22 protein-coding genes and 1 pseudogene are annotated in these 20,296 nt (G+C 40.4%); 10 read left to right on the top strand and 13 right to left on the bottom strand.

Features of this window, described 5'->3' with window-relative positions:
- Positions 1–2: 2 nt before the first annotated feature.
- Positions 3–314 carry a 30S ribosomal protein S10 gene (gene rpsJ, locus ACM66U_RS00985; protein WP_013326019.1) on the bottom strand — a complete coding sequence of 104 codons (312 nt, stop codon included), beginning with the start codon at positions 312–314 and terminating at the stop codon, positions 3–5.
- A gap of 177 nt (positions 315–491) precedes the next feature.
- On the opposite strand from rpsJ, the gene ACM66U_RS00980 reads away from it, so the two are divergent.
- The 6 genes from ACM66U_RS00980 (at position 492) to ACM66U_RS00955 (ending at position 5,743) form a co-directional block, all read left to right on the top strand.
- Positions 492–1,556, top strand: coding sequence for an ATP-binding protein (locus ACM66U_RS00980; RefSeq protein WP_418640938.1), 1,065 nt, complete (start codon positions 492–494; stop codon positions 1,554–1,556).
- A 268-nt stretch (positions 1,557–1,824) separates the two neighbouring features.
- Positions 1,825–2,304 (top strand): hypothetical protein, encoded by a 480-nt coding sequence (locus ACM66U_RS00975; protein WP_418640937.1) that lies wholly within the window; start codon positions 1,825–1,827, stop codon positions 2,302–2,304.
- Positions 2,304–2,858 (top strand): ribonuclease HII, encoded by a 555-nt coding sequence (locus ACM66U_RS00970; protein WP_418640936.1) that lies wholly within the window; start codon positions 2,304–2,306, stop codon positions 2,856–2,858. The genes ACM66U_RS00975 and ACM66U_RS00970 overlap by 1 nt, the downstream gene beginning before the upstream one ends.
- A gap of 320 nt (positions 2,859–3,178) precedes the next feature.
- The gene (locus ACM66U_RS00965; protein WP_418640935.1) at positions 3,179–4,549 is read left to right on the top strand and encodes an FAD-dependent oxidoreductase; all 1,371 of its coding nucleotides are present in this window, start codon (positions 3,179–3,181) and stop codon (positions 4,547–4,549) included.
- 13 nt (positions 4,550–4,562) lie between these two features.
- Positions 4,563–5,309 carry a sulfur oxidation protein gene (locus ACM66U_RS00960; protein WP_418640934.1) on the top strand — a complete coding sequence of 249 codons (747 nt, stop codon included), beginning with the start codon at positions 4,563–4,565 and terminating at the stop codon, positions 5,307–5,309.
- Between the two features lie 11 nt (positions 5,310–5,320).
- Positions 5,321–5,743: a hypothetical protein gene (locus ACM66U_RS00955; protein WP_418640933.1), complete on the top strand. Its 423-nt coding sequence runs from the start codon at positions 5,321–5,323 to the stop codon at positions 5,741–5,743.
- Between the two features lie 122 nt (positions 5,744–5,865).
- Here ACM66U_RS00955 and ACM66U_RS00950 read toward each other — a convergent pair whose 3' ends face one another.
- From ACM66U_RS00950 to ACM66U_RS00935, 4 genes are read right to left on the bottom strand one after another with little or no spacing between them, the layout of a single operon-like run.
- The gene (locus tag ACM66U_RS00950) at positions 5,866–6,411 is read right to left on the bottom strand and encodes a hypothetical protein (RefSeq protein WP_418640932.1); all 546 of its coding nucleotides are present in this window, start codon (positions 6,409–6,411) and stop codon (positions 5,866–5,868) included.
- Entirely contained in the window at positions 6,411–7,637 is a 1,227-nt protein-coding gene (gene glp / locus ACM66U_RS00945; protein ID WP_346389182.1) for a gephyrin-like molybdotransferase Glp, read from the bottom strand. Before glp ends, ACM66U_RS00950 begins: the two co-directional genes overlap by 1 nt.
- Positions 7,634–8,080 carry a molybdopterin synthase catalytic subunit gene (locus tag ACM66U_RS00940; RefSeq protein ID WP_151901270.1) on the bottom strand — a complete coding sequence of 149 codons (447 nt, stop codon included), beginning with the start codon at positions 8,078–8,080 and terminating at the stop codon, positions 7,634–7,636. Before ACM66U_RS00940 ends, glp begins: the two co-directional genes overlap by 4 nt.
- Before the next feature lie 3 nt (positions 8,081–8,083).
- Positions 8,084–8,305: a MoaD/ThiS family protein gene (locus tag ACM66U_RS00935; RefSeq protein WP_151901271.1), complete on the bottom strand. Its 222-nt coding sequence runs from the start codon at positions 8,303–8,305 to the stop codon at positions 8,084–8,086.
- 66 nt (positions 8,306–8,371) lie between these two features.
- Between ACM66U_RS00935 and ACM66U_RS00930 the strand changes: the two genes are divergently transcribed.
- Complete coding sequence (locus tag ACM66U_RS00930; protein ID WP_418640931.1) at positions 8,372–9,013, top strand: MqnA/MqnD/SBP family protein; 642 nt, start codon at positions 8,372–8,374, stop codon at positions 9,011–9,013.
- Positions 9,014–9,050: 37 nt separating this feature from the next.
- Here the strand turns inward: ACM66U_RS00930 and ACM66U_RS00925 are convergent, their stop codons facing one another.
- The 8 genes and pseudogenes from ACM66U_RS00925 to ACM66U_RS00890 all read right to left on the bottom strand — a co-directional run bounded on the left by ACM66U_RS00925 (position 9,051) and on the right by ACM66U_RS00890 (position 16,974).
- Positions 9,051–10,355 carry a malic enzyme-like NAD(P)-binding protein gene (locus ACM66U_RS00925; RefSeq protein WP_418640930.1) on the bottom strand — a complete coding sequence of 435 codons (1,305 nt, stop codon included), beginning with the start codon at positions 10,353–10,355 and terminating at the stop codon, positions 9,051–9,053.
- Positions 10,356–10,471: 116 nt separating this feature from the next.
- Positions 10,472–11,707: a PP2C family protein-serine/threonine phosphatase gene (locus tag ACM66U_RS00920; protein ID WP_151901274.1), complete on the bottom strand. Its 1,236-nt coding sequence runs from the start codon at positions 11,705–11,707 to the stop codon at positions 10,472–10,474.
- A gap of 8 nt (positions 11,708–11,715) precedes the next feature.
- The gene (locus ACM66U_RS00915) at positions 11,716–12,579 is read right to left on the bottom strand and encodes a methyl-accepting chemotaxis protein (RefSeq protein ID WP_418641422.1); all 864 of its coding nucleotides are present in this window, start codon (positions 12,577–12,579) and stop codon (positions 11,716–11,718) included.
- Between the two features lie 261 nt (positions 12,580–12,840).
- A pseudogene (locus tag ACM66U_RS00910) lies at positions 12,841–13,560 on the bottom strand (nitrate- and nitrite sensing domain-containing protein); the annotation flags it as partial.
- A 135-nt stretch (positions 13,561–13,695) separates the two neighbouring features.
- Positions 13,696–13,983 carry a hypothetical protein gene (locus ACM66U_RS00905; RefSeq protein ID WP_418640929.1) on the bottom strand — a complete coding sequence of 96 codons (288 nt, stop codon included), beginning with the start codon at positions 13,981–13,983 and terminating at the stop codon, positions 13,696–13,698.
- 40 nt (positions 13,984–14,023) lie between these two features.
- Positions 14,024–15,208, bottom strand: a complete 1,185-nt coding sequence (locus ACM66U_RS00900; protein WP_418640928.1) for a replication-associated recombination protein A — start codon at positions 15,206–15,208, stop codon at positions 14,024–14,026.
- A gap of 3 nt (positions 15,209–15,211) precedes the next feature.
- Positions 15,212–16,009, bottom strand: coding sequence for a pseudouridine synthase (locus ACM66U_RS00895; protein ID WP_188109992.1), 798 nt, complete (start codon positions 16,007–16,009; stop codon positions 15,212–15,214).
- Positions 16,010–16,011: 2 nt separating this feature from the next.
- Positions 16,012–16,974 carry a KpsF/GutQ family sugar-phosphate isomerase gene (locus ACM66U_RS00890; RefSeq protein WP_418640927.1) on the bottom strand — a complete coding sequence of 321 codons (963 nt, stop codon included), beginning with the start codon at positions 16,972–16,974 and terminating at the stop codon, positions 16,012–16,014.
- A gap of 68 nt (positions 16,975–17,042) precedes the next feature.
- On the opposite strand from ACM66U_RS00890, the gene ACM66U_RS00885 reads away from it, so the two are divergent.
- From ACM66U_RS00885 to ACM66U_RS00875, 3 genes are all read left to right on the top strand, one after another.
- Positions 17,043–17,777 (top strand): ATP-binding protein, encoded by a 735-nt coding sequence (locus ACM66U_RS00885; RefSeq protein ID WP_151901280.1) that lies wholly within the window; start codon positions 17,043–17,045, stop codon positions 17,775–17,777.
- 2 nt (positions 17,778–17,779) lie between these two features.
- Positions 17,780–19,180 (top strand): NAD(P)H-hydrate dehydratase, encoded by a 1,401-nt coding sequence (locus ACM66U_RS00880; RefSeq protein ID WP_418640926.1) that lies wholly within the window; start codon positions 17,780–17,782, stop codon positions 19,178–19,180.
- A gap of 295 nt (positions 19,181–19,475) precedes the next feature.
- On the top strand, positions 19,476–20,255 hold the full coding sequence (locus ACM66U_RS00875) for a thiazole synthase (RefSeq protein WP_418640925.1): 780 nt from the start codon (positions 19,476–19,478) through the stop codon (positions 20,253–20,255).
- Positions 20,256–20,296: the final 41 nt, after the last annotated feature.

Genomic DNA, 20,296 nt, shown 5'->3' with positions numbered 1-20,296 from the left:
TCCTATTTGTCCATAGAGCGAACTTCAACGTCCACTTCCGGTGCAAGATCTAGTTTCATTAATGAATCCACTGTTTCCGGTGTTGCAGAAACGATGTCGATCATTCTTGCGTGCATACGAATCTCAAACTGCTCACGCGCTTTTTTGTTAACGTGAACTGATTTCAATACTGTATATTTACGAATTTTTGTTGGTAAAGGTATTGGACCACGAATTACGGCACCTGTACGCTTTACAGCCTCTACGATTGACGCTACTGATCTATCTAACACACGATGATCGTAAGCTTTCAATTTTAAACGAATTTTTTCCATGTTTTTCCTTCTAAAGAACTCGTTGGATCCTAGCCCAACTATTTTAAGGGAACGGAATTATACTCAAAGAGCTCTGAATATTCAAGGATTTAGGGTCCAAAAATCGTTTTTCTTTATAATTTATTTCCTTTTAATAAGGAAATGATACAATTGGATAGTTTAAAAATTGGAAATTTTATGGAAATACTACTCGAAGAATTTTATAAAACCGACTTACATGTAGAAAAATATATACAAAGAAAAGTTTTTATAGATGACAGATCATACCAAATCAGCGGTATCACCAAAAGCGGAAAAACCCGTTTGGTCAAAAACTATCTTTTATCTTTAAAAAAGAGCTCCTATCTTTATATCAACTGCAATGATGTACGTATAGAGAGCGAAAAACTCAATGCCGCGCTCCCCTCTTTTTGCAATATCAACAAAATTGACACACTTGTTTTGGATAACTACAATCCAACCATCAAATTCGTGAATGTTTCGCAGTTGGTCATTACAAGTGAAATTCCCTACAATTTTGACTTTTTGGAGCCTTTGACACTTTATCCGCTTGATTATGAAGAATTTTTGGCATATGAGCACAAATATGACTCAAGTGCGCTCAACCACTTTTTCCAACTCGGAGGACTTGCATCTATGCATACTGTAGCACCGGATGAGCGAGTAATTTATTTGCAAAATATTTTACAGTTCGCCCTGAGCGAAATTGAATTTGACATATTGTGTTTATGTGCAAAATTCATGTCGCAGAAGCTCTCTGCCTATACATTATATGAAAGGCTTAAAAGTACGCGTAAAATTTCTAAAGACAGATTGTATGCATCTTTTGCTCTTTTGGCAGAAAAAAAGTATATTCATTTACTGGCAAAATATCAGCATACACGTGCAACAAAAAAAGTCTATCTGTGTGATACTTCTTTAAAAAGTGCCTTAAGCATTGAAAAAAACTTTGCAAAACTTTTTGAAAACATGGTCTATCTTGAACTGCTTAAATCATCTGCCGAATGTTATTATGAAGAAGGTATTGATTTTTATCTTCCCACAAACGATGAAATTATTCTTTGCAAACCTTTTGTGGATGAACGCAGACTCTTTAAGAAACTTGAAAGTATTGAAGCTTTTATATTCAGCTACGGAATTACAAAAATCACGGTCATAACCATGAACAAAGAGGGAAATATCGCGCATCCGCTCAGCAGTGTGGATATCATCCCTTTTGATATCTGGGCACTGGGAGATTAAAAAGTTGCAACAGCCGGTACTGAAGTACCGGTTCCGGGGAGATTTCCGGCTTTTTCGGAACGGGGAATGCAGTCCGGGCTGAGAATGGCAGAGTGTGCAACAGCCGGCACTGAAGTACCGGTTCCAGGGAGATTTCCGGATTTTTTGGAACCCGTACTTCAGTGCGGGCCGGGAGTGGCTGGCGAATTGGCTGACTTTTGTTGGCAAAGCTGTACTTTATTAACTTCTTTCATTATAATACGTTATATAAAACAAACAGGAAAAGTTTATGCAATTACCTCAAGACGAATATGAAAAAGCAATGCTGGAGGCTTTTGTGAACAAACCGGAAAAAACATTCTGGTACCAACAGGCGTTTTCCAAATTTGATGTCAACGGGATTGACACGATGAAATGGGTTTGGAGCTGGTGGGCTTTTTTTGGCGGATGGGCCTTTTTGCTTTACAGAAAACAGTATATCCCTGCACTTGTGCTCTTTGTGCTTTCCATATTGGCCACTGCCATACCCTTTGGCGGATTGCTTGTTGCCATACTTGCGGGCGGTTTTTCTACCTATTTTGTATACAAAGGCTATAAACAGAAAAAAGCCGAGATAGAAAATGCTATTGCGGATCCGCAAAAACGTATTGAGACAATGAAAGAAATTGGCGGGTACAATCAATGGGTTGTATGGGTCTATGTTCTCTTTGTTTGCCTCTTTTTCTTATATATTGTTTCTGTAATGTTTACCATGGCGAGCATGAACTGATGCATTTGCTCTGTGGTATAGACGAGGCCGGGCGCGGACCTCTGGCGGGAGATTTGGTAATGGCCGGCTGTATTTTGCACAATACCATTGTCGGACTGCATGATTCAAAAAAACTGACAGCCAAAAAGCGTGAAGCTCTTTATACCTTGATTGTCAAAAATGCAAGTTACCATATCGTCAAATTTTCTGCACAGGATATAGACAACAATGGAATATCTACATGTTTAAAAAAAGGGCTTCTTGAAATTATGAAAAATCTGCAGGCGAATGAGTATCTGTTTGACGGCAACCAAAGCTATGGAGTACAAAACCTGACAACTATGATCAAGGCTGACGGTAAAGTCCCCGAAGTAAGTGCTGCATCCATCCTTGCTAAAGTTGCACATGACAGAGATATTTTGGAACAGGCAAAAAAATACCCCCAGTATCAGTTTGAAAAGCACAAAGGCTACGGCACCAAGTTACATGTAGCCATGATAAAAAAGTATGGCTACTGCGAAATTCATCGCAGAAGCTATAAAATTAAGGCACTTGAATCTACCCTCTTCGATTAAAAATAGACTTTTAATATTTCATATATGTTACTTTTATACACATCATTAAAATATTTTAGATATATTACATTTTTGTGATAAAATTATTTTAAATAAACTCAAACTGTTTCAAAAGCCCTGCTGTATGAAACTTTCATTTTCACACACGGTCAAGAACAGCACAATAATAATTTATAATTATAATTATTAAAAGATTAATACTTTAATATTATAAATTAATTTTATATTTTAAGATTGCTTAAGACGAGCAGTAATACTATTTTCCTGATTGAAAACAAGTTTTTGTTTTTAAAGTATATTTAACTTTACAGGAGAATGAAATGAATATGAATCGTAGAGATGCCCTGAGACTTGGTGCTATCAGTGTAGCTGCAGCTGCTACAACTTTGACCGGATGCGCTTATGGTGAAGCAAAACCCTCAAAAAAACAAAACAAAACAAACAGCAGTGTAGGTATGGGCACACCCGCCCCTCTTCCTCCGGCAACCGGCAAAAGAGTAGTGATTGTAGGCGGCGGATGGAGCGGTTTGTCTATCGCAAAATACACAAAAAAATTCGCACCCAATGCGGATGTTGTTTTAGTGGAACAAAGAACAGAATTTATATCCTGTCCTATAAGCAACCTGTATCTTGTGGGTGAAGTGGATTTGGAGTTCTTAACACATGATTATTTACAGGCAGCCCGCGAAAACAAATATACATACTTTAATGCTACGGCTATCGGTATAGACAAAGCAAACAAAATCATTAAAACAAGCAACGGAGACATCAAATATGACTATCTGGTACTGGCTCCCGGTATAGACTATGACTACAGTGCATGGAATGTCGATACTGTTACAGAACAGAGGCTTCGCAGCGAGTATCCTGCCGCCTTTATTCCCGGAAGCGAGCACATGACACTCAAAGCAAAACTGGAAGATTTTGAGGGCGGTAATTTTATACTGACGGTTCCCGGCGGAAACTACAGATGTCTGCCTGCTCCTTATGAAAGAGCCTGTCTGATAGCAGATTATTTTAAGAAAAACGAGATTGAGGGCAAGGTGATCCTTCTTGATGAAAATCCGGATATAACGATCAAAAAAGAGGGATTTCAGTCTTCTTTTGACGAAATGTACAAAGACTATATCGAGTACCATCCAAACTCTAAAATAATGAGCATAGATTTAGATAAAAAAGTCGTTGTCGCGGGTGAATTTGATGATGAGTATTCCTTTGAAGATGCTGCATTTTATCCGCATGTCAGAGGCGGAAAGCTCTTGGAAGTCTGCGGCGTTGCAAAAGACAATGTATTTAACAAGAAAGTAGGAAATATTGACCCGTTTACCTATGAGGTTATAGGCGAAAAAGATATTTTTGTCTCCGGTGATGCACGTCCGATGGGTTACTCCAAATCAGGCAACACATCAAATTCTGAAGGTCACTATATCGGGAAACTTATAGCACAAAGAGTCAACGGCAAAAAAGACATTCCTTGGAAGTCTCCGCTGACAGTCTGTTATTCTGCTGTTTCAGCCGGACCGATACATGCGATTTCCGTCAGGGCAGAGTATGAGTTTGAGGGCAAAAAACTCAAAGGATTTACAAATGTCGATCTTTCACAGCAATGGCGCGGCAAAACAGGCCTAAACAACGGAAAAGCTCTGAATGAATGGGCAAAAGGTATGTTTAGAGATATGTTTAACGCGTAACAGGGAGTTTTGCATGCAAAGAAGAGACTTTTTAAAAGTAGTCGGAGGTGTTGGCGTTGTCGCTGTAGCACCTTCTTTGATAGAGGGCAGACTCTATGCCGAGGATGGTACACTCTATACATCGTACAAGAAAGTACAGCTGAGTGATGCCGAGGGCAAGCCTTTGTTGGTATCACAGCTGGACAAAGAGGTTAATTATGTTTTTAACTATCCGTATGCGGGAACAAGCTGTATGTTGATTGCCCTGCCTCATCCTACAGAGAAAAATGTCAAACTGACAAGTGAAGACGGTGTCCAATATATATGGAAAGGCGGAGTCGGCAAAGAAAGAAACATTGTTGCTTTCTCATCCATCTGCCCGCACCAGCTTACACATATCAACAAAAGTGACACATTTATATCGTACCTCAAAACAGGGGGCAAAACTATGGGCTGCACCAAAAGTATGCCCTGTCATGACAAAGGAGAGGTAATCGTATGCGGTTCTCATTTATCGGTGTATGATCCAAAAAAAGGAGCAAAAGTTCTTGGCGGCCCTGCACCGCAGCCTTTGGCTTCGATTGTATTGGAGCATCATGATGATGATACCTTATGGGCTGTCGGTGTTTTGGGCCCGGATAAATTTCATGAGTTTTTCAGAGCATTTAAACCAGAACTCAAAGAGCAGTATGGCGGAAAAAGAAAAGCAAAAAAACTTGTAAAAGACAAAGCCCCGACTGTAACTCTTGCAGAGTTTACAAAAGATATTATAAGATACTAAAGGATAGCAAAGTGAAGTCACTACTCATCATGACAGCAATTTTCATCTTCTCTTCGTCTCTTCAGGCAGCCGATACGCTCAAACAGTCAGAACTTGCTTCAGATATGCGCAAAATGTTACAGGCAGTCAATCAGATTCAAACGGCAGGGTTTTACTACAACAAAGAGGGCATGACAGAGGGCGTCAATAAACTAAAGAGTGCAATTGGTTCACTGACAACAACAGATGCAAGAAGTTACCTTCCTGCAAATGAAGCCTATGCGGACAAGTTCGCTCAAAAAAGAGCCAAAATGATTACAATGTATGCGGATGATATGATTGTATCTCTCAACAATGAAAACATAGATGATGCCATAGAGGATTATTCCCAGATTATCAGACAATGTACATCATGCCACTCCCGAATAAGAGCAAATGCCTGGAAATTAAAATAAGAAGGAATCGGAGTGAAATGACCTCGGAACCGGTACTTCGGTGCCGGCTGGTGTTAGCACTGCATTGACAATCTGCCATGCCACAGGGTCCGCACTAAAGTACGGATTCCGGAAACAGTGGGTTATGCTGCGACATTCATGGCAAGCTGTGCCATTTTTTGCATATATTCTGCAACATTGTTTTTCGCTGCAACCGCTTTTTTCAATTCATTGATAAAATACTCTTTTGTTCTCTCGTCGGCAATATTAAATGTATAAAGCACCCATTCGGTGTTGAGCGCAATTTTTTCGCCGTTTTTTTCCACCGTGAATGTTTTGTAGAGATTTATGTCTGTATCGGCCAGCACATCCAGTACTTCTGTGTAAAATGCATTTACCTCGGGATTGATTAAAGAATGCAGTTCCTCTTTTGCAATTTTGGCATCAACATCGTCAAAACCGTCTCTGCCCAAGATCAGGGCATCCCCCAAAAGAAGCTGTTCTCCTATGAAATAGGGTTTTTTCTTTTCACTCAGGGCATTTGCATCTGTATATATTACATGTTCTTTCAGACCTGCCAGTTCGTCAATTAAAATTGAACTGAAAAAAGTATATACGGTATTTGCAGCCATCGTAATATCAATCTCTTCAACCGCCAGTGTCTGATTGTCTATACTCAGCGCTTTCATTAAAAAGTATCCAGTAAAATAACATTCACAGATGTTCCCGCTTCCAGGAACTTGTCATCTTCGCCTGTAATCATTAATGCACTCTCATGAAGCATATTTGTCAAAATGGCAGAACTTCCTACTTTCTTTCCTTTGAAATTCACAAAATACTCACCGTCCTCTACCACAATATTGCATGCGGTAAACTCTGTAAACCGGCTTCGTTTTGTAAAGTCTTCCTGCAGTTTTGCAGCAACAGTTTTGTACGGAACTTTTTTGCCAAGCATTTTTGCAATCAGCGGCAGTGCATACAAAATCGCTGTAACTGTTGAAGAGTAGGCAAATCCCGGCAACGCCAGAATAAACTTGTGCCCGCGTTGCGCAACCATAATATGGCGCCCTGGCTTGATACCGACACCTTTATAGACCACTTCTGCACCCAAACGGGGAATTATGTCTTTTACAAAGTCATAATCACCGACACTCACTCCGCCGGTACTCACCAAAATATCTGCAGACTCCAAAGCATTCTCAAACGTTTTCATAATAGTATCTCTGTCATCGGGAGCAGTTCCAAGCTGTATAACCTCTGCACCGGCCGACTCAAAAAGTGCTGCAAGCGTATAATTGTTTGAACTTCTTATCTGGGCAGGGTTATCCGAATTTTCGCCCAGATCGAGTATCTCGCTTCCGGTTGCGATAACTGCGACACGGGGGCGAAGGGCTACTTTTACCATCACCTGATTGAGTCCGGCCATTACGCCGATTTGGGCAAAACCTATTTTTGTGCCTTTTTGAATAAGCACATCCCCTGCTCCGTATCCTTCACCGACCGGACGCACCGCATTGCCTTTTTCAACCGGTTCATTGATAATTATCTTGCCGTCACTGTAGCTGACATTCTCTATCTGAATCAGCGTATCACTTCCCTGCGGCATCATCGAACCTGTAAAGGTTTTAATAGATTCCCCTGCAGACAGTACCCGTATCTCATCATGTCCCGCAGGGTTGTCACCAAGAACAGCCAGTATGCCGTTTTGCAAATCTTCATGACGCACCGCATACCCGTCCATGGAAGCGGTAGGAAACTGCGGATCATTAAATTCGGCCACAATGTCCTCTGCCAACACACGGCCTAACGCATCGCTTAAAGGCACTCTTTCATACCTGTGGTTGTTTACCTGTAAAAGCTCCAGCATATTTTGGCTTGTCTCAAAAGAGATAAAATCAGTTCCTGTTATACTCATTGTTTTGCTCCTAAAATTCCGCTGCCTTTTATTGCAGTTGAGCGGTCTTTTGCATAGACTCTCTGTCCGTTTTTCAAATCATATTTCCATATCGGTGCGGATGCTTTGAAATCTTCTACAAATTCGTCTATAAGTTCCAGGGCCACCCGTCTTTTTGGTGAAAAGACTGCGGCAATATATGAAGATTCATGCAGCATTACATCTCCGCGGGAGTGCGCCATTTTGACCACAGCACCTTTTTCCTCTGCTTTTTTCTGCCAGTTTTTAAACCATGCTTCCAAAATCGGTTCATAGATATCAAAACTCAGTCCTTCAATGCCGTCTTCGCTGCGTACCGTTCCGACAAAAGGGATATATGCGCCATAATTGCTTTTTGCCTCTTCTTCATACCATTCCTGCAGGATTTTCGGCACATCCAGTGAATTGTTATATAGTTGCAACAAATCTCAGCCTCCGCAAACAGGAGGAAGCAAAGAGATTTTATCTCCGTTTTTAAGCTCACACTCCAAAGAGGTCACAAGATTGTCATTCACTGCCACCGCACAATTGTCAAGCCACTCTTTTACCTCTTCGTCTTTTTGCAAAATTGCTGCCAGTTCATTGAGATTGGCTATTTCTAATTCCAACGCCTCTTTTTGTATCGGTCCTAAAAATTCTACTCTTACCAAAACAACATCCTCATCTTAAATTACTCTAATTATATCTAAGATAAGTTAAGTGATGTATAATTACGCATGATTTTCGGAAAAATAGAATACCTCAATCTCTTGCCTTTTCATGTATTTATGAAGCGATTTACACGAAGCACACAGCAAAAGCTTCTGATGGAATACAAAAAAAATGTTCCGGCGAAAATAAACGATGCTTTTTTAAACAGGCGTGTTGATGCCGCATTTATCTCAAGTATTGCAGCAAAAAAGAGCAAACATGTAAACCTTGGAATCATTGCAAAAAAAGAGGTCAGAAGCGTTATTGTTATTCCCTCGGTACAGAATAAAACAGATATTGAATCTGCTTCATCCAACCTTTTGGCAGAGCTCTTACATGTAAAGGGCGAAGTACTCATAGGAGACAAAGCATTGCGTTATGCGCTTGTAAATAATGACTATATTGATTTGGCGCAACTGTGGAATGAAAAGTATCATCTGCCTTTTGTTTTTGCGCTTTTATGTTATCACAAAAACCAAAAGCAGTACAAAAAAATAGAAAAAGCATTCCTCAAAAGAGAGATAAAAATTCCGCAGTACCTCCTGCAAAAAGCATCAAAAAAGACAAATGTTGCCCCCGCTGATATACTTGAGTATCTGCAGCTTATCTCTTATAAACTTGACTGCAAGGCAAAAAAAGGTCTCAAGAAATTTTATAAATTACTGTAACAGCCCGCACTGAAGTACGGGTTCCGAAAACGGCTGCTTAAATTTTACCGTCTAAGTGATCCGCTAATCTTTGCAGTTTTATTTTATACGCATCAGTATCAAAATCCTTTACACGGGCAACACCGTCTTGTATCGCTGCTTTGGCAACCGCGGAAGCGACATACACCAAAACCCGTCTGTCAAAAGGCGAGGGAATAATATACTCGTGCCCAAACTCCATATTTTCTCTGTGATGTATCTGTTTTACATGTTTTGGAACCGGTTCCTTTGCCAGAGCGGCCAAAGCATGTGAAGCTGCAAGTTTCATATTTTCAGTAATTTTTGTTGCTCTTACATCCAATGCACCGCGAAAAATCTGCGGAAAACCGAGTACATTGTTTACCTGATTGGGGTAATCACTTCTGCCGGTTCCAATAATCACATCCGGCCGCGCTTTTTTTGCCTCTGCAGGGGTAATTTCTGGGTTTGGATTTGCACAGGCAAAAATAATGGGATTTGTCCGGGACATGGATTTTACCATTTGGGGTGTGATAAGGTCAGGTCGGGAGAGCCCAAGCACCATATCTGCGTTTTTCATTGCATCTGCCAAACTTCTGTCAGCTGTCTCAAATGCAAAAAGTTTTTTGTATTTGTTGAGATCGCTTCTGCCGCTGTGAATAACCCCTTTGGAGTCAAGCATGGTAATATTTTTCACGCCCAAAGCCTTATACATTTTCCCGCAGGCAATTCCCGCTGCTCCGGCACCAATAATGACGACTTTGAGATCCTGTATATTTTTATTGCTCATTTGGGCAACATTCATCAGCCCTGCTGTTGTAATAACAGCTGTCCCATGCTGATCATCATGAAAAACAGGAACATTGCAAATCTCTTTGAGTCGTTCTTCTATTTCAAAACATCTTGGTGCTGAGATATCTTCCAGATTGATGCCGCCAAAACTGTCAGCCATCGATGCAACAATATTCACAATTGCATCTGTATCTTTTGTGTTGAGTTCAATATCAACAGCATCAATATTTGCAAAAGATTTGAACAAAACACCTTTACCCTCCATCACCGGTTTTCCCGCCAAGTGACCGATGTCACCAAGCCCGAGGACCGCTGTGCCGTCACTTATCACTGCAACCAGATTTCCTTTGTTGGTATATTCATAGGCAAGGTCTGCATCTTTTTGTATCTCCAGACACGGATATGCAACACCGGGACTGTAGGCCATTGAGAGCTCTTCTTGTGTTGTGCACGGTTTTGTCAGCAGTGTTCCTGTTTTTCCGTTTGTGTCAAACTCACTTTTGGCTTTGTGGTAATCCAGTGACGCCTGTTTAAATAATGGTTTCTCTGCCATAATTGTTATCCTTGTTATTTATATTTCAAATCTGCTGCCAACACCAGCCGGCACTGAAGTACCGGTTCCAAGTGGAAGTATCCGTTGTGAAATTATTCCGCACTCTGCAGAGACTTTTAGACCTTTGTTAGAAAAAGGACACTGTTGCCTTTTGAGTTGTAGTATATGCCCATAGAGTTTTTACGGGAGACAAAAACTCCGCGACCATTGAATTTTTTTGAATTTCTAAAGATTGTCGCCAGTTGATTTGTGTCAAATCCCTCTCCCTCATCTGTGATTTGTGTCACTCTGTATTGGGCAGATGCAGTTTTGATATTATATATTTTTACGGTTATTTTTTTTGTACACTCTTTTTCAAGCGAAACCAGTGTCTCAAAATATTTATCCTGCTCAAGCAACTGATGTTTTATTTCAGAATCAATACCCAGATTTCCATGCTCGTATGCATTCATAAAAAGTTCATTAAAAGCAAGCCCGCTGCAATGATTCCGACAAATACCATCATACCAGTTATTTGCTTCTTCAACGGCATCCAGCGTTGTTTCAAAAACCTTTGCACTGACCAGTGTTGTTTCATTTAATTCTAATCTGTTGATAAATATAAAAGTAAAATCATCTTCCTGTATGGCAATTTTTTCCAATACATGTTTTTTCATCTCTTCTCGGGTAAAAGAGCCTATAAAATCATTTTCAATAAAACTGTTATATACGATTCCCTCTACAGTATTGTTTTCTACTATGCCGTCACTGTAAAAAAGAAATTTATGTATATTTTTTACAGAGCAATTGTCTATCTTGTATGTTTCGCTCCACTTGCTCATCGGCGGATTGTTTGATTTGATTTTTATCACATTGCCTGCATTGTCCTCAAGTAAAAAAGGCGGCATTGCAAATTTGGCATATTCCAATTCAAAAGAGTAGTTGTCAAATAAAATATAGTCTACAGACAGAGCTTCCTCATCAAGCAAGATAGGCTTCATAAAATCCATAGACTCTTGAATCAGTATATCAAGACTGAAATTCTCATACTCTATCATTTTGTCTATCAAATGATTGACAAAGACTGTCACAGCCATGGCACTGAGTGAAGCACTCAATCCTTTTCCCATCCCGTCAACAAGAAAGTAAAAAGTTTTGTCTTCATTGATTCTTCGAGCAGAATAGGCATCCCCGCTCAGTGTGTCAAGAGGCTGATAAAAAAAGTCTACCAGTGAAATATCTTTAGAATCAATCATCTTGTAATAAAAATCATTTCTCAGGATATTGAGCTCTTTTTGAAATGCCAGCTCTTCCTGGTAGGCGGCATAGGCATCTTTCTCCTGTAATGATTTATCTGTACTCTTTTCCTGCATTGTTTGGACTAAATTTTAAATTTACTGAGTTCATTTTTTAAAGCAGCGGCATCCTGAGAAAGTGTTGAGACAACAGCTTCTATCGTTGTGCGCAGCTCATTGTTTTTTGTAGAAACAACAACAATCTCATCCATCGTACTCACAAGCTCTTTTGTTTTTGTTGCTATGTATATGCTTTGGTGCATGACATCAGTGGAGCTCTCTTTTGTCTGCATCAGATTCTCTTTTGTATCATTGGATGCTACGATTAGTTCCTGCGCGGATTCTGCAATCTGATCCATACTTTGTGAGGTATGCTGTGTCTCTTCGGCGATTTCAACTACATTTTGGGTAATGAGATTTACATTTGCACTGATTTCGCTTAAGGATTTTTGTGTACGCTCGGCAAGTTTTCTCACTTCATCGGCAACTACGGCAAAACCTCGACCATGTTCCCCGGCACGGGCTGCTTCAATAGCGGCGTTGAGTGCAAGCAGATTTGTCTGATCTGCAATATCTGAAATAATCTCCAGCACATCTTTGATATTTTTTGCCTGTTCTGTCAACTCGCTGACTTTTTGAACAAGCTCCTGCTGTTGTGAACTGCCCTCTTCTATAGACTCTACCACTGTACTCAGTTTGCTTATAAACTCTTCTAAGAAATTCGATGTTGTCTGTAAATCTTCTGTCACTGTCACAGTAGATTCTTCTACCGTATCGAGTTTATTACCAATATCTACCGCCAGTTCATTGACCACACTGATTTTGCCGTCTTCCACTTCACTGTTTTCTTTTAAAGTAATCACGACATCCCGTAATCTCTCAGATTCATTTTGGTTTCTTCTTGAGACATCGGTAACACTCAGAACTGTCTCTTTAAAGGCACTGATCATTACATGTAAAGCTTTGGAAATTTGGGAAATTTCATCATTGCCTTCTACAATGATGTTACATGTAAGGTCAAGATCACTCGAAACGCATTTTATTTTTTCCAAAGAGCTTTGCACGCTTTTGTTTACGCCTCTGCTGATTGTCATAATGATGATAAAAATAATAATTGCAAAAGCAATATAACTTACAAGAGTAATGACTGTCCGTTTTTTATATTCTGATTCTATTTTTGCCAAAATTGCATCATTGTTTTTGGCAAGTTCATCATCTACATGTTTTAAAAGATTTATCTTTTTTGTAATGGTTTGAAACCAGACAACACTGTCAACCCCAAAATTACCTTCATTTGCTTTTGTTTGGGCAATTTCTCTCATTTTGTTTACTTTATCCACAGCAGGAGAGTTCATTGTGCTTCTGTAAAGTTGCTTTGCCCTGTCTGTCGCCATCGTTAAGAATGCATCTATATAAGCGTCCTGCTGCGCCACAAGTGTAATAAACTTGGCATACATTCCCGGAGCAAACCTGTCTGCAGAAAATGTAGCACTCAGTACCGCACGCTCTATCCCCGCTCTCTCTTTTGATTTTAAAAAGTTTGTATAGGCGTCCAAGGCTTTGACCAGTTCAGGAGTCGATGCCAGTTTTGCACTCAATCCGACAATATTTAAAATCTTCTTGTTCATCTTTGTATAATATGCAACTTCTTTTGCAACACTGATACTGAAACTGTCAACAAGATTTCTGATTTGACTGATTTTATTCATATATTCTTGCAGTCCACGAATCTGATCTTGAAGTTCTTTTGGAAAATCATTTAAATCCAATGTCTTGAGATACTCTTTGAACTCCTGGTTCCTTTTATCTGTCAGTTCTCTTTGTTTAGGAAGAATACCTGCAAATTTCTTCCCCTTCGAACCCAAATAACCGGCACTTGCCCCTCTCTCTTTTTGCGTCTCATGAATCAACAGACTCAGTTTTTGAGACATTACATTCAACATCTTTGACTGTTGTACAACAGTATCTTCTTTCAGCGCTGTGTTAATCGTCAATCCTATAATTACCAACGCAAAAGAGACAACAATTGCGGTAATAAGATTGAGTTTGCTTTTTATAGTCATTTTTTATACCTTTTTTACGTGAAATAAAGAGACAAGATTCAGATCTTCAAAAAGCTCCATAAGCTGTTCATCGCCTACTTCCACATGTAAATCAACATTGTCCTTTAAAACAAGTTTGTTTAAATACCCGATCACAGAGGAGGTGATGGATATGGAATCTTTGATTATGAGAACAATATGCCTGTGTGTTGTTCTGAGCGTATCTATCGTCTCTTTAATCTGTTGATAGTCCTGTATCGATTTGATATTTCCGTTTATAGTTACAGTATTTGCAGACACTGAAATAGTCATATAATCTTCCTTGTTGAAAAGTATTTTTTCAAGTATATCATTATTTTGATGAGTGTTTTATAATTTTAATCCACTCTTTCATCTTTTTTTCATAGCCTATCTCTTTGAACTCCACAAAATGCATCGGTTTTGCAAGATAGTTTTGTTCGACATAGCCGCCAAAATCGTGGGGATACAAATAGTTTTCATTATTGTTTGTGATATTTTTCGGGATTTCTGCAATGTTACCCTCTTTCACACTCTTTAAAGCTTTGTTTATTGCCAAATATGCGGAATTGGATTTTGGAGAGGCACAGAGATAAATAACCGCCTGTGCCAGGATAATTCTTGCCTCCGGATAGCCTATCTTGCTTACACTTGTCAGGCAGGAGGTCGCCAATGTCAGAGCCTGCGGGTTTGCATTCCCGACATCTTCGCTTGCCAGGATTACAAGCCGTCTGGCGATAAAGTCGGCACTCTCTCCGCCTGCAATCAAACGTGCAAGGTAATAAATCGCTGCATCCGCATCACTGCCGCGAATAGACTTAATCAGCGCTGACGTCAGGTCATAATGAACACCGTCTTCACTGCTTCCGGCCTGCAGAGCATTGGGACGGAGCGACTGCAACAACTCCAGAGTCACTGTTTCATTGATGTTGGCGGCAAATTCCAACAGATTGAGCATCGCTCTTGCATCTCCGCCGCTTGAAGCTATGAGGTACTCTTTTGCATCCTCCTCAAGGACAATATTAGTTTTATTCAGTGCTCTCAGTAACAGTTTTTCCAAACCGGCATGGGAGATACTTTTGAGCTCAAAAAGCATAGAGCGTGAACGGATCGCAGAGGTAAGCGAATAAAAGGGGTTTTCGGTTGAAGCGCCTATGATGAGCACAGAATTGTTTTCCATCACCGGCAATAAAACCTCCTGCTGATTTTTTGAAAGCCTGTGCACCTCATCTATAAATATCAAAGGCTTTTGCAGAGCATTTTTATACTGATCAAATATTTTACGAAGCTGTTCGACCTTCAGTGAAGTGGCATTAAACTCATAAAAAGGGAGCTGCATAGTTTTTGCTATGACTCTGGCAAGTGATGTCTTTCCGACACCGGCAGGTCCATAAAAAAAACTGTGACCAAGTACTTCTTTTTCACATAAAACACGCAAAGGCGCATCTTTTGCTGTTAAATGCTCCTGTCCTGTCATCTCATCAAAATTTACAGGTCGCAGCAGATGTGTAAAATCCATCTCCTACTCTTTTTCTTCTTTTCTCTTTTTCTCTCTGGCTCTCTTCTTCTCTTCTTTTAAAAATTTGTAGAGTGCAGAATATTCACTGCGCGTCAAATATCTTGTTTTGCCCGTTGGCAGGTTGTTTAATTCGATTTCAGCAAAACTTACACGTTTGAGATCAGCCACCTCTGCGCCAAAGTGTGCAAAAAAGCGGCGAAGTTCACGGTTTTTTCCCTCTTTTAGCGCTACTTTGAGGATGGAGTAGTTGGGCTGATTCTTTTGAATCTTATAGCCTATAAAAGGTTTTATGTCCATTGAGATAATTTTGGAATGCGAATGCGCTCCGGCACTTGCATCATCCAGATAGATCCCGTTGAGCATGGCATCCTCCATATCCGGAGTCACCATCCCTTTGATTTTAATCTTGTAAATTCTCTCAAGATCTGACTCCATCAGCGCCGTCGCTACATGGGAGGCATCTGTCAGAAGCAGCAGTCCTTCACTTGCAAAGTCAAGCCGGCCGACAGGAATAAAATGCTTAAACTCTTTGCTTAAAGAGTCGTAAATTGTGCGTCTGCCTTTTGGGTCATTTTTGGTTACAAGCTCGCCTTTTGGTTTGTTATACACAATCACCGTGTATTTTTCCTGAGGAGAAACCTGCTTGCCGCTGATATAGACAATGTCTACACCCTCTTGTATCTGTGTTGCAGGATTCGTTTCTATCTCTCCGTTTACACGCACATAACCATCCTGGACAGCTTTGTCAGCCTCTCGTCTTGAGTAGGTTGAATAGTGTGCAATATATTTGTTTAGTCTCATTATTATGAAATTCCTTTTTCTATGAGCGTATGAATATGAAGTACGCCCTGTATCTTTTTATCCTTGTCTGTTACAACCAGAAGCTGGATTTTTTTCTCTTCTATTAAAACAAGTGCATCACTCGCAAGCATCTCTTCGTCATCTATACTCATAGGATCAGATGTGGCATATTTAAGCACATCATCTTCAAGTGAAAAGTCATCTCTTAAAAGTGCCCGGCGGACATCGCCGTCACTCATAAGTGCTGCAAGCTTTCCTGCATTATCGGTTATCAAAACAGTTCCGAGCCTGCCTTCGCTTATTTTCAAAATAGCATCTTTTACTTTTGCATCTTTTGAAACTACAGGCAGATCATCACTTTTCATCAGATTTTTCACTTTAATAAAAAGTTTTTTTCCCAAAGCGCCGCCGGGATGAAAAGAAGCAAAATCACTCTTTTTAAAATCTCTGGCCTTCATCAGAGCCACAGCCAGGGCATCACCGAGTGCAAGCGTCAGTGTTGTCGAGCTTGTCGGTGCGATATTGAGAGGACAGGCCTCTTTTTCAACAACAACCTGAATGACTACATCACTGTACTGTCCAAGCGTTGAGTGTTTGTCCCGTGTCATGCCTATAAGCGGTATGCCAAAACGTTTGATATGCGGCAAAATAGAACTGAGTTCTTCGCTTTCGCCTGAATAACTGATAGCAATAACAACATCATTTTTGTCTATCATGCCAAGATCGCCATGCAGTGCTTCTGTTGGGTGCAGAAAAAAGCTCGGTGTTCCTGTCGAGGCAAAGGTAGCCGCCATTTTTGCACCGATAAGTCCGCTTTTTCCAACACCGCTCACAACAAGTTTGCCTTTGCATGCAAGTATGATTTCTACAGCTTTGTTAAAGGCATCATCAATGTTTTTTGCCGCATTGAGCAGGGTATTTGCTTCGATATTTAATGTTTCCTGTGCAATTGTTTTATAATTCATAGTCTAATTATACCTTTTTTATCATCAAGAAGATATAATACTAAAAATATGATTTTTAAGGACATGCTATGAGAAATGTTATTGGTAGATATTTGGATACTATTGATGCTTTAAGATTAGAAAACAGAATGCTCACACACAATACATTGATTTTGGGTGAAGAGGGTGCGGGCAAGACAAACCTGGCCTGCAAAATAAGGAATTTTGTCATTGACAATAATGTACCCACGCTCTATATGGACTTTGCAGATTCCCATGAGGATGATGTTGAGCTCAGATACAAAGATGAGCACTTTAACTATATTCGTTTTGAAGAGAGTGAAGCGTTTGATGAGGCTTTTGCTGCACTTGTAGCTGAAAAAAAGCATATCTATATGGCTGTCAATCCTAACTTTTTTGCCACAAAAAGAGAGAAGAAAAGCAAACTTTCAAAAGTAATTTCCCAGCAGGAACTTTTGGACAACTATTACTATTTTTTCCATGATATTGAAAACCTCAATGGATTTTATACAAAATTTGAAGATTTTTTGCTTTACATGCTCAGCTTTACAAATCTTCAAAAACAGGGTTTTACATTTTTGGCACAGCCGCATCCGACTTTTGAGAACCCGCATCTCAAACTGTTATTTTCCTTTCTCTATGTGGGAAAATGTTCCAATGCCAACTATTTCAATACAGCCATTTTAAAAACACTGAAAAAAAACCACTTTTACTACCAGTACAGAACTGCCTACCCTACACTGCTCTTTAACGATATAAAAAGCAGTATGGTAAAAATAGACGAGTATGTTCCTGAAGTCTGATTATGCAAAAGATATTTGAAGAGGTTGCCCCGCTTGATCAAAGATGCTACCAAGAGTTCTTTTTAAGCGAAGATATTTTAATGGAACATGCCGCAAACGGCATGGCCTCCTATATAAGAGCCAACTTCTCAAACGAAGAGAAAATCCTCATAGTCACAGGAAGCGGCAACAACGGAGCAGACGGAATCGCTTTGGCACGGCTTTTGCATGGTGAGCATAATGTCTGCCTTTTGTATGCCAGAGACCCAAAGTCCCAAATGGCTTTGCTACAGGAAAAAAGAGCCAAAGCTTTACATGTAAAGCAGATAAAAGAATTTCAGGAGTGTGATATCCTTGTTGATGCCATTATCGGCACAGGCTTCAGTGGAGAATTTTCTGCAGAAATTGCAAACCTTTTACATGTAATGAACACCGTCAAGGCTTTTAAAATTGCCTGTGATGTGCCAAGCGGGCTTACAAAAAGCGGTGCCTGTGCAAAAACAACCTTTTGTGCAGATGTGACGCTGACAATGGGAGCTTTAAAAAAAGCACTCTTTTTGGACGAAGCAAAAGAGCAGACAGGAAAGATTGAAGTTCTGGATTTGGGAGTTACAAGAAAACTCTATGAAACACAGACAAACTGGCAGCTTCTGGATCTGTGTGATTTACAGCTTCCGACAAGAGAAGAAAAAAATACCCATAAAGGCAGTTTTGGCCATTTAAGCCTGCTTTGCGGTGAAAAACCGGGAGCTTCCATCATGAGTGCTCTGGGTGCTCTTAGATTTGGTGCAGGGCTTGTTACCCTTGTCGGATATGAAAATCATCAGATGTTGCATATTCCGCATTCCCTCATGTATGCCCATGCTCTGCCGGCTAATACAACTGCAATTGCCTGCGGTATGGGACTGGGAACAGAATTCAGTGATGCTGAACTTAAAGAGCTGCTAAATAACGATCTTCCTCTTCTGGTGGATGCGGACCTGTTTGCGATGCCTCTTGTTTTGGAAATTTTAGAGCGTAAAAATATTGTGCTCACACCGCATCCAAAAGAATTTGTATCACTTTTAAAACTCACAGAACTTGCCGACATCACTGTAGGGGAACTGCAAAAAAAACGATTTTTCTATGTGGAACTCTTTTGCAAAGCCTATCCGGATGCAACCCTTCTCTTAAAGGGGGCAAATGTTATTATCGGTGCAGGAGATGCATTTTTCATAAACCCTCACGGCAGTGCCAAACTCGCCAAAGCAGGAAGCGGCGATGTACTCAGCGGACTCATAGGCTCTTTGCTGGCACAGGGAAAAACCCCACTCGATGCTGCAATACACGGATCTCTTGCACACACAAAACTGGCACAAAACTACTCCGGTGCTGATTTTTCTCTTACACCGGAGAATTTGATACAGGGAATTGGGAATTTATAAGATTGCTTATGTTATAAATCGTATAATTTCTCTTATAAGCTTTTTTCGGAACCCGGACTTCAGTCTCAATTCCATTAAGTTAAACAGTTTTTCGGAACCCGTACTTTAGTGCGGGCTTTATATCTTTAAAGACAAAGGCCCAGGTTCCAGAAAAACATCAGGTTTTTTCTTAACTTAATGGCACTCAGACTAAAGTCTAAGCTGAGTGTCTTTAAGAAACTTGCTTCCGAAAAATATCATACTCTTTACTCCACAGCATTGTGAAGGGAATACAACAAAAAAGGACAGATAAAAAATGGATAACAACTTAAAAATCGGAAAATATGAACTCGGTTCAAGACTTATTGTCGGAAGCGGGAAATATGACTCTTTTGAAACAACAAAAGAAGCAACACTTGCCAGCGGAAGCGAACTGATCACCGTTGCGGTCAGACGTCTTAATATTACAGATCCTGACAAGGAAAATCTGCGTGATACTTTTGCCGGAACAAATGTAAAGTTTCTGCCAAACTCCGCGGGATGTGTGACTGCCGAAGAAGCAATTACGACATTTCGTTTGACACGCGAGGCTACGGGTATTGATCTGATCAAACTTGAAGTCATCGGTGATACGCAAAAAACACTCTACCCGGATGTGCTTGAAACCATAAAAGCCTGTGAGGTTTTGGCAAAAGAAGGTTTTACAATCATGGCATACACTTCGGATGATCCGATTATGGCAAAACGTCTTGAGGATGCCGGAGCAGATGCGGTTATGCCTCTTGCCGCTCCTATCGGAAGCGGCCTGGGTATTCAAAACCCATACAATATTGTATTTATCCGCGATGCGATCAAAGTACCGGTAATTGTGGATGCGGGCATCGGCTGTGCCAGTGATGCCGCCTATGCGATGGAACTTGGTGCTGACGGTGTTTTGACAAACACAGCCATAGCCCAGGCACAAAACCCTATGGTAATGGCAGAGGCTATGAAGCATGCCGTACAGGCGGGAAGAATGAGCTACCTTGCAGGAAGAATTCCAAAACGCCCTTACGCAACCGCATCATCTCCGGTAGACGGCATGATACAGTTTTAGTCCCGTAAAAGAACAAAGTTCTTTTACTTTGCTTTTAGCGG

The sequence above is a fragment of the Sulfurimonas sp. ST-27 genome (assembly GCF_048081595.1).
Lineage (GTDB): Bacteria > Campylobacterota > Campylobacteria > Campylobacterales > Sulfurimonadaceae > Sulfurimonas > Sulfurimonas hydrogeniphila.
This window is presented reverse-complemented; position numbering and strand designations above follow the sequence as displayed.

Excerpts from the sequence above, each read along its gene's own strand:
- rpsJ (WP_013326019.1), bottom strand. The coding sequence starts at position 314 with ATGGAAAAAATTCGTTTAAAATTGAAAGCTTACGATCATCGTGTGTTA.
- ACM66U_RS00980 (WP_418640938.1), top strand. The coding sequence starts at position 492 with ATGGAAATACTACTCGAAGAATTTTATAAAACCGACTTACATGTAGAA.
- ACM66U_RS00975 (WP_418640937.1), top strand. The coding sequence starts at position 1,825 with ATGCAATTACCTCAAGACGAATATGAAAAAGCAATGCTGGAGGCTTTT.
- ACM66U_RS00970 (WP_418640936.1), top strand. The coding sequence starts at position 2,304 with ATGCATTTGCTCTGTGGTATAGACGAGGCCGGGCGCGGACCTCTGGCG.
- ACM66U_RS00965 (WP_418640935.1), top strand. The coding sequence starts at position 3,179 with ATGAATATGAATCGTAGAGATGCCCTGAGACTTGGTGCTATCAGTGTA.
- ACM66U_RS00960 (WP_418640934.1), top strand. The coding sequence starts at position 4,563 with ATGCAAAGAAGAGACTTTTTAAAAGTAGTCGGAGGTGTTGGCGTTGTC.
- ACM66U_RS00950 (WP_418640932.1), bottom strand. The coding sequence starts at position 6,411 with ATGAAAGCGCTGAGTATAGACAATCAGACACTGGCGGTTGAAGAGATT.
- glp (WP_346389182.1), bottom strand. The coding sequence starts at position 7,637 with ATGAGTATAACAGGAACTGATTTTATCTCTTTTGAGACAAGCCAAAAT.
- ACM66U_RS00930 (WP_418640931.1), top strand. The coding sequence starts at position 8,372 with ATGATTTTCGGAAAAATAGAATACCTCAATCTCTTGCCTTTTCATGTA.
- ACM66U_RS00925 (WP_418640930.1), bottom strand. The coding sequence starts at position 10,355 with ATGGCAGAGAAACCATTATTTAAACAGGCGTCACTGGATTACCACAAA.
- ACM66U_RS00920 (WP_151901274.1), bottom strand. The coding sequence starts at position 11,707 with ATGCAGGAAAAGAGTACAGATAAATCATTACAGGAGAAAGATGCCTAT.
- ACM66U_RS00915 (WP_418641422.1), bottom strand. The coding sequence starts at position 12,579 with ATGATCAGTGCCTTTAAAGAGACAGTTCTGAGTGTTACCGATGTCTCA.
- ACM66U_RS00905 (WP_418640929.1), bottom strand. The coding sequence starts at position 13,983 with ATGACTATTTCAGTGTCTGCAAATACTGTAACTATAAACGGAAATATC.
- ACM66U_RS00900 (WP_418640928.1), bottom strand. The coding sequence starts at position 15,208 with ATGGATTTTACACATCTGCTGCGACCTGTAAATTTTGATGAGATGACA.
- ACM66U_RS00895 (WP_188109992.1), bottom strand. The coding sequence starts at position 16,009 with ATGAGACTAAACAAATATATTGCACACTATTCAACCTACTCAAGACGA.
- ACM66U_RS00890 (WP_418640927.1), bottom strand. The coding sequence starts at position 16,974 with ATGAATTATAAAACAATTGCACAGGAAACATTAAATATCGAAGCAAAT.
- ACM66U_RS00885 (WP_151901280.1), top strand. The coding sequence starts at position 17,043 with ATGAGAAATGTTATTGGTAGATATTTGGATACTATTGATGCTTTAAGA.
- ACM66U_RS00880 (WP_418640926.1), top strand. The coding sequence starts at position 17,780 with ATGCAAAAGATATTTGAAGAGGTTGCCCCGCTTGATCAAAGATGCTAC.
- ACM66U_RS00875 (WP_418640925.1), top strand. The coding sequence starts at position 19,476 with ATGGATAACAACTTAAAAATCGGAAAATATGAACTCGGTTCAAGACTT.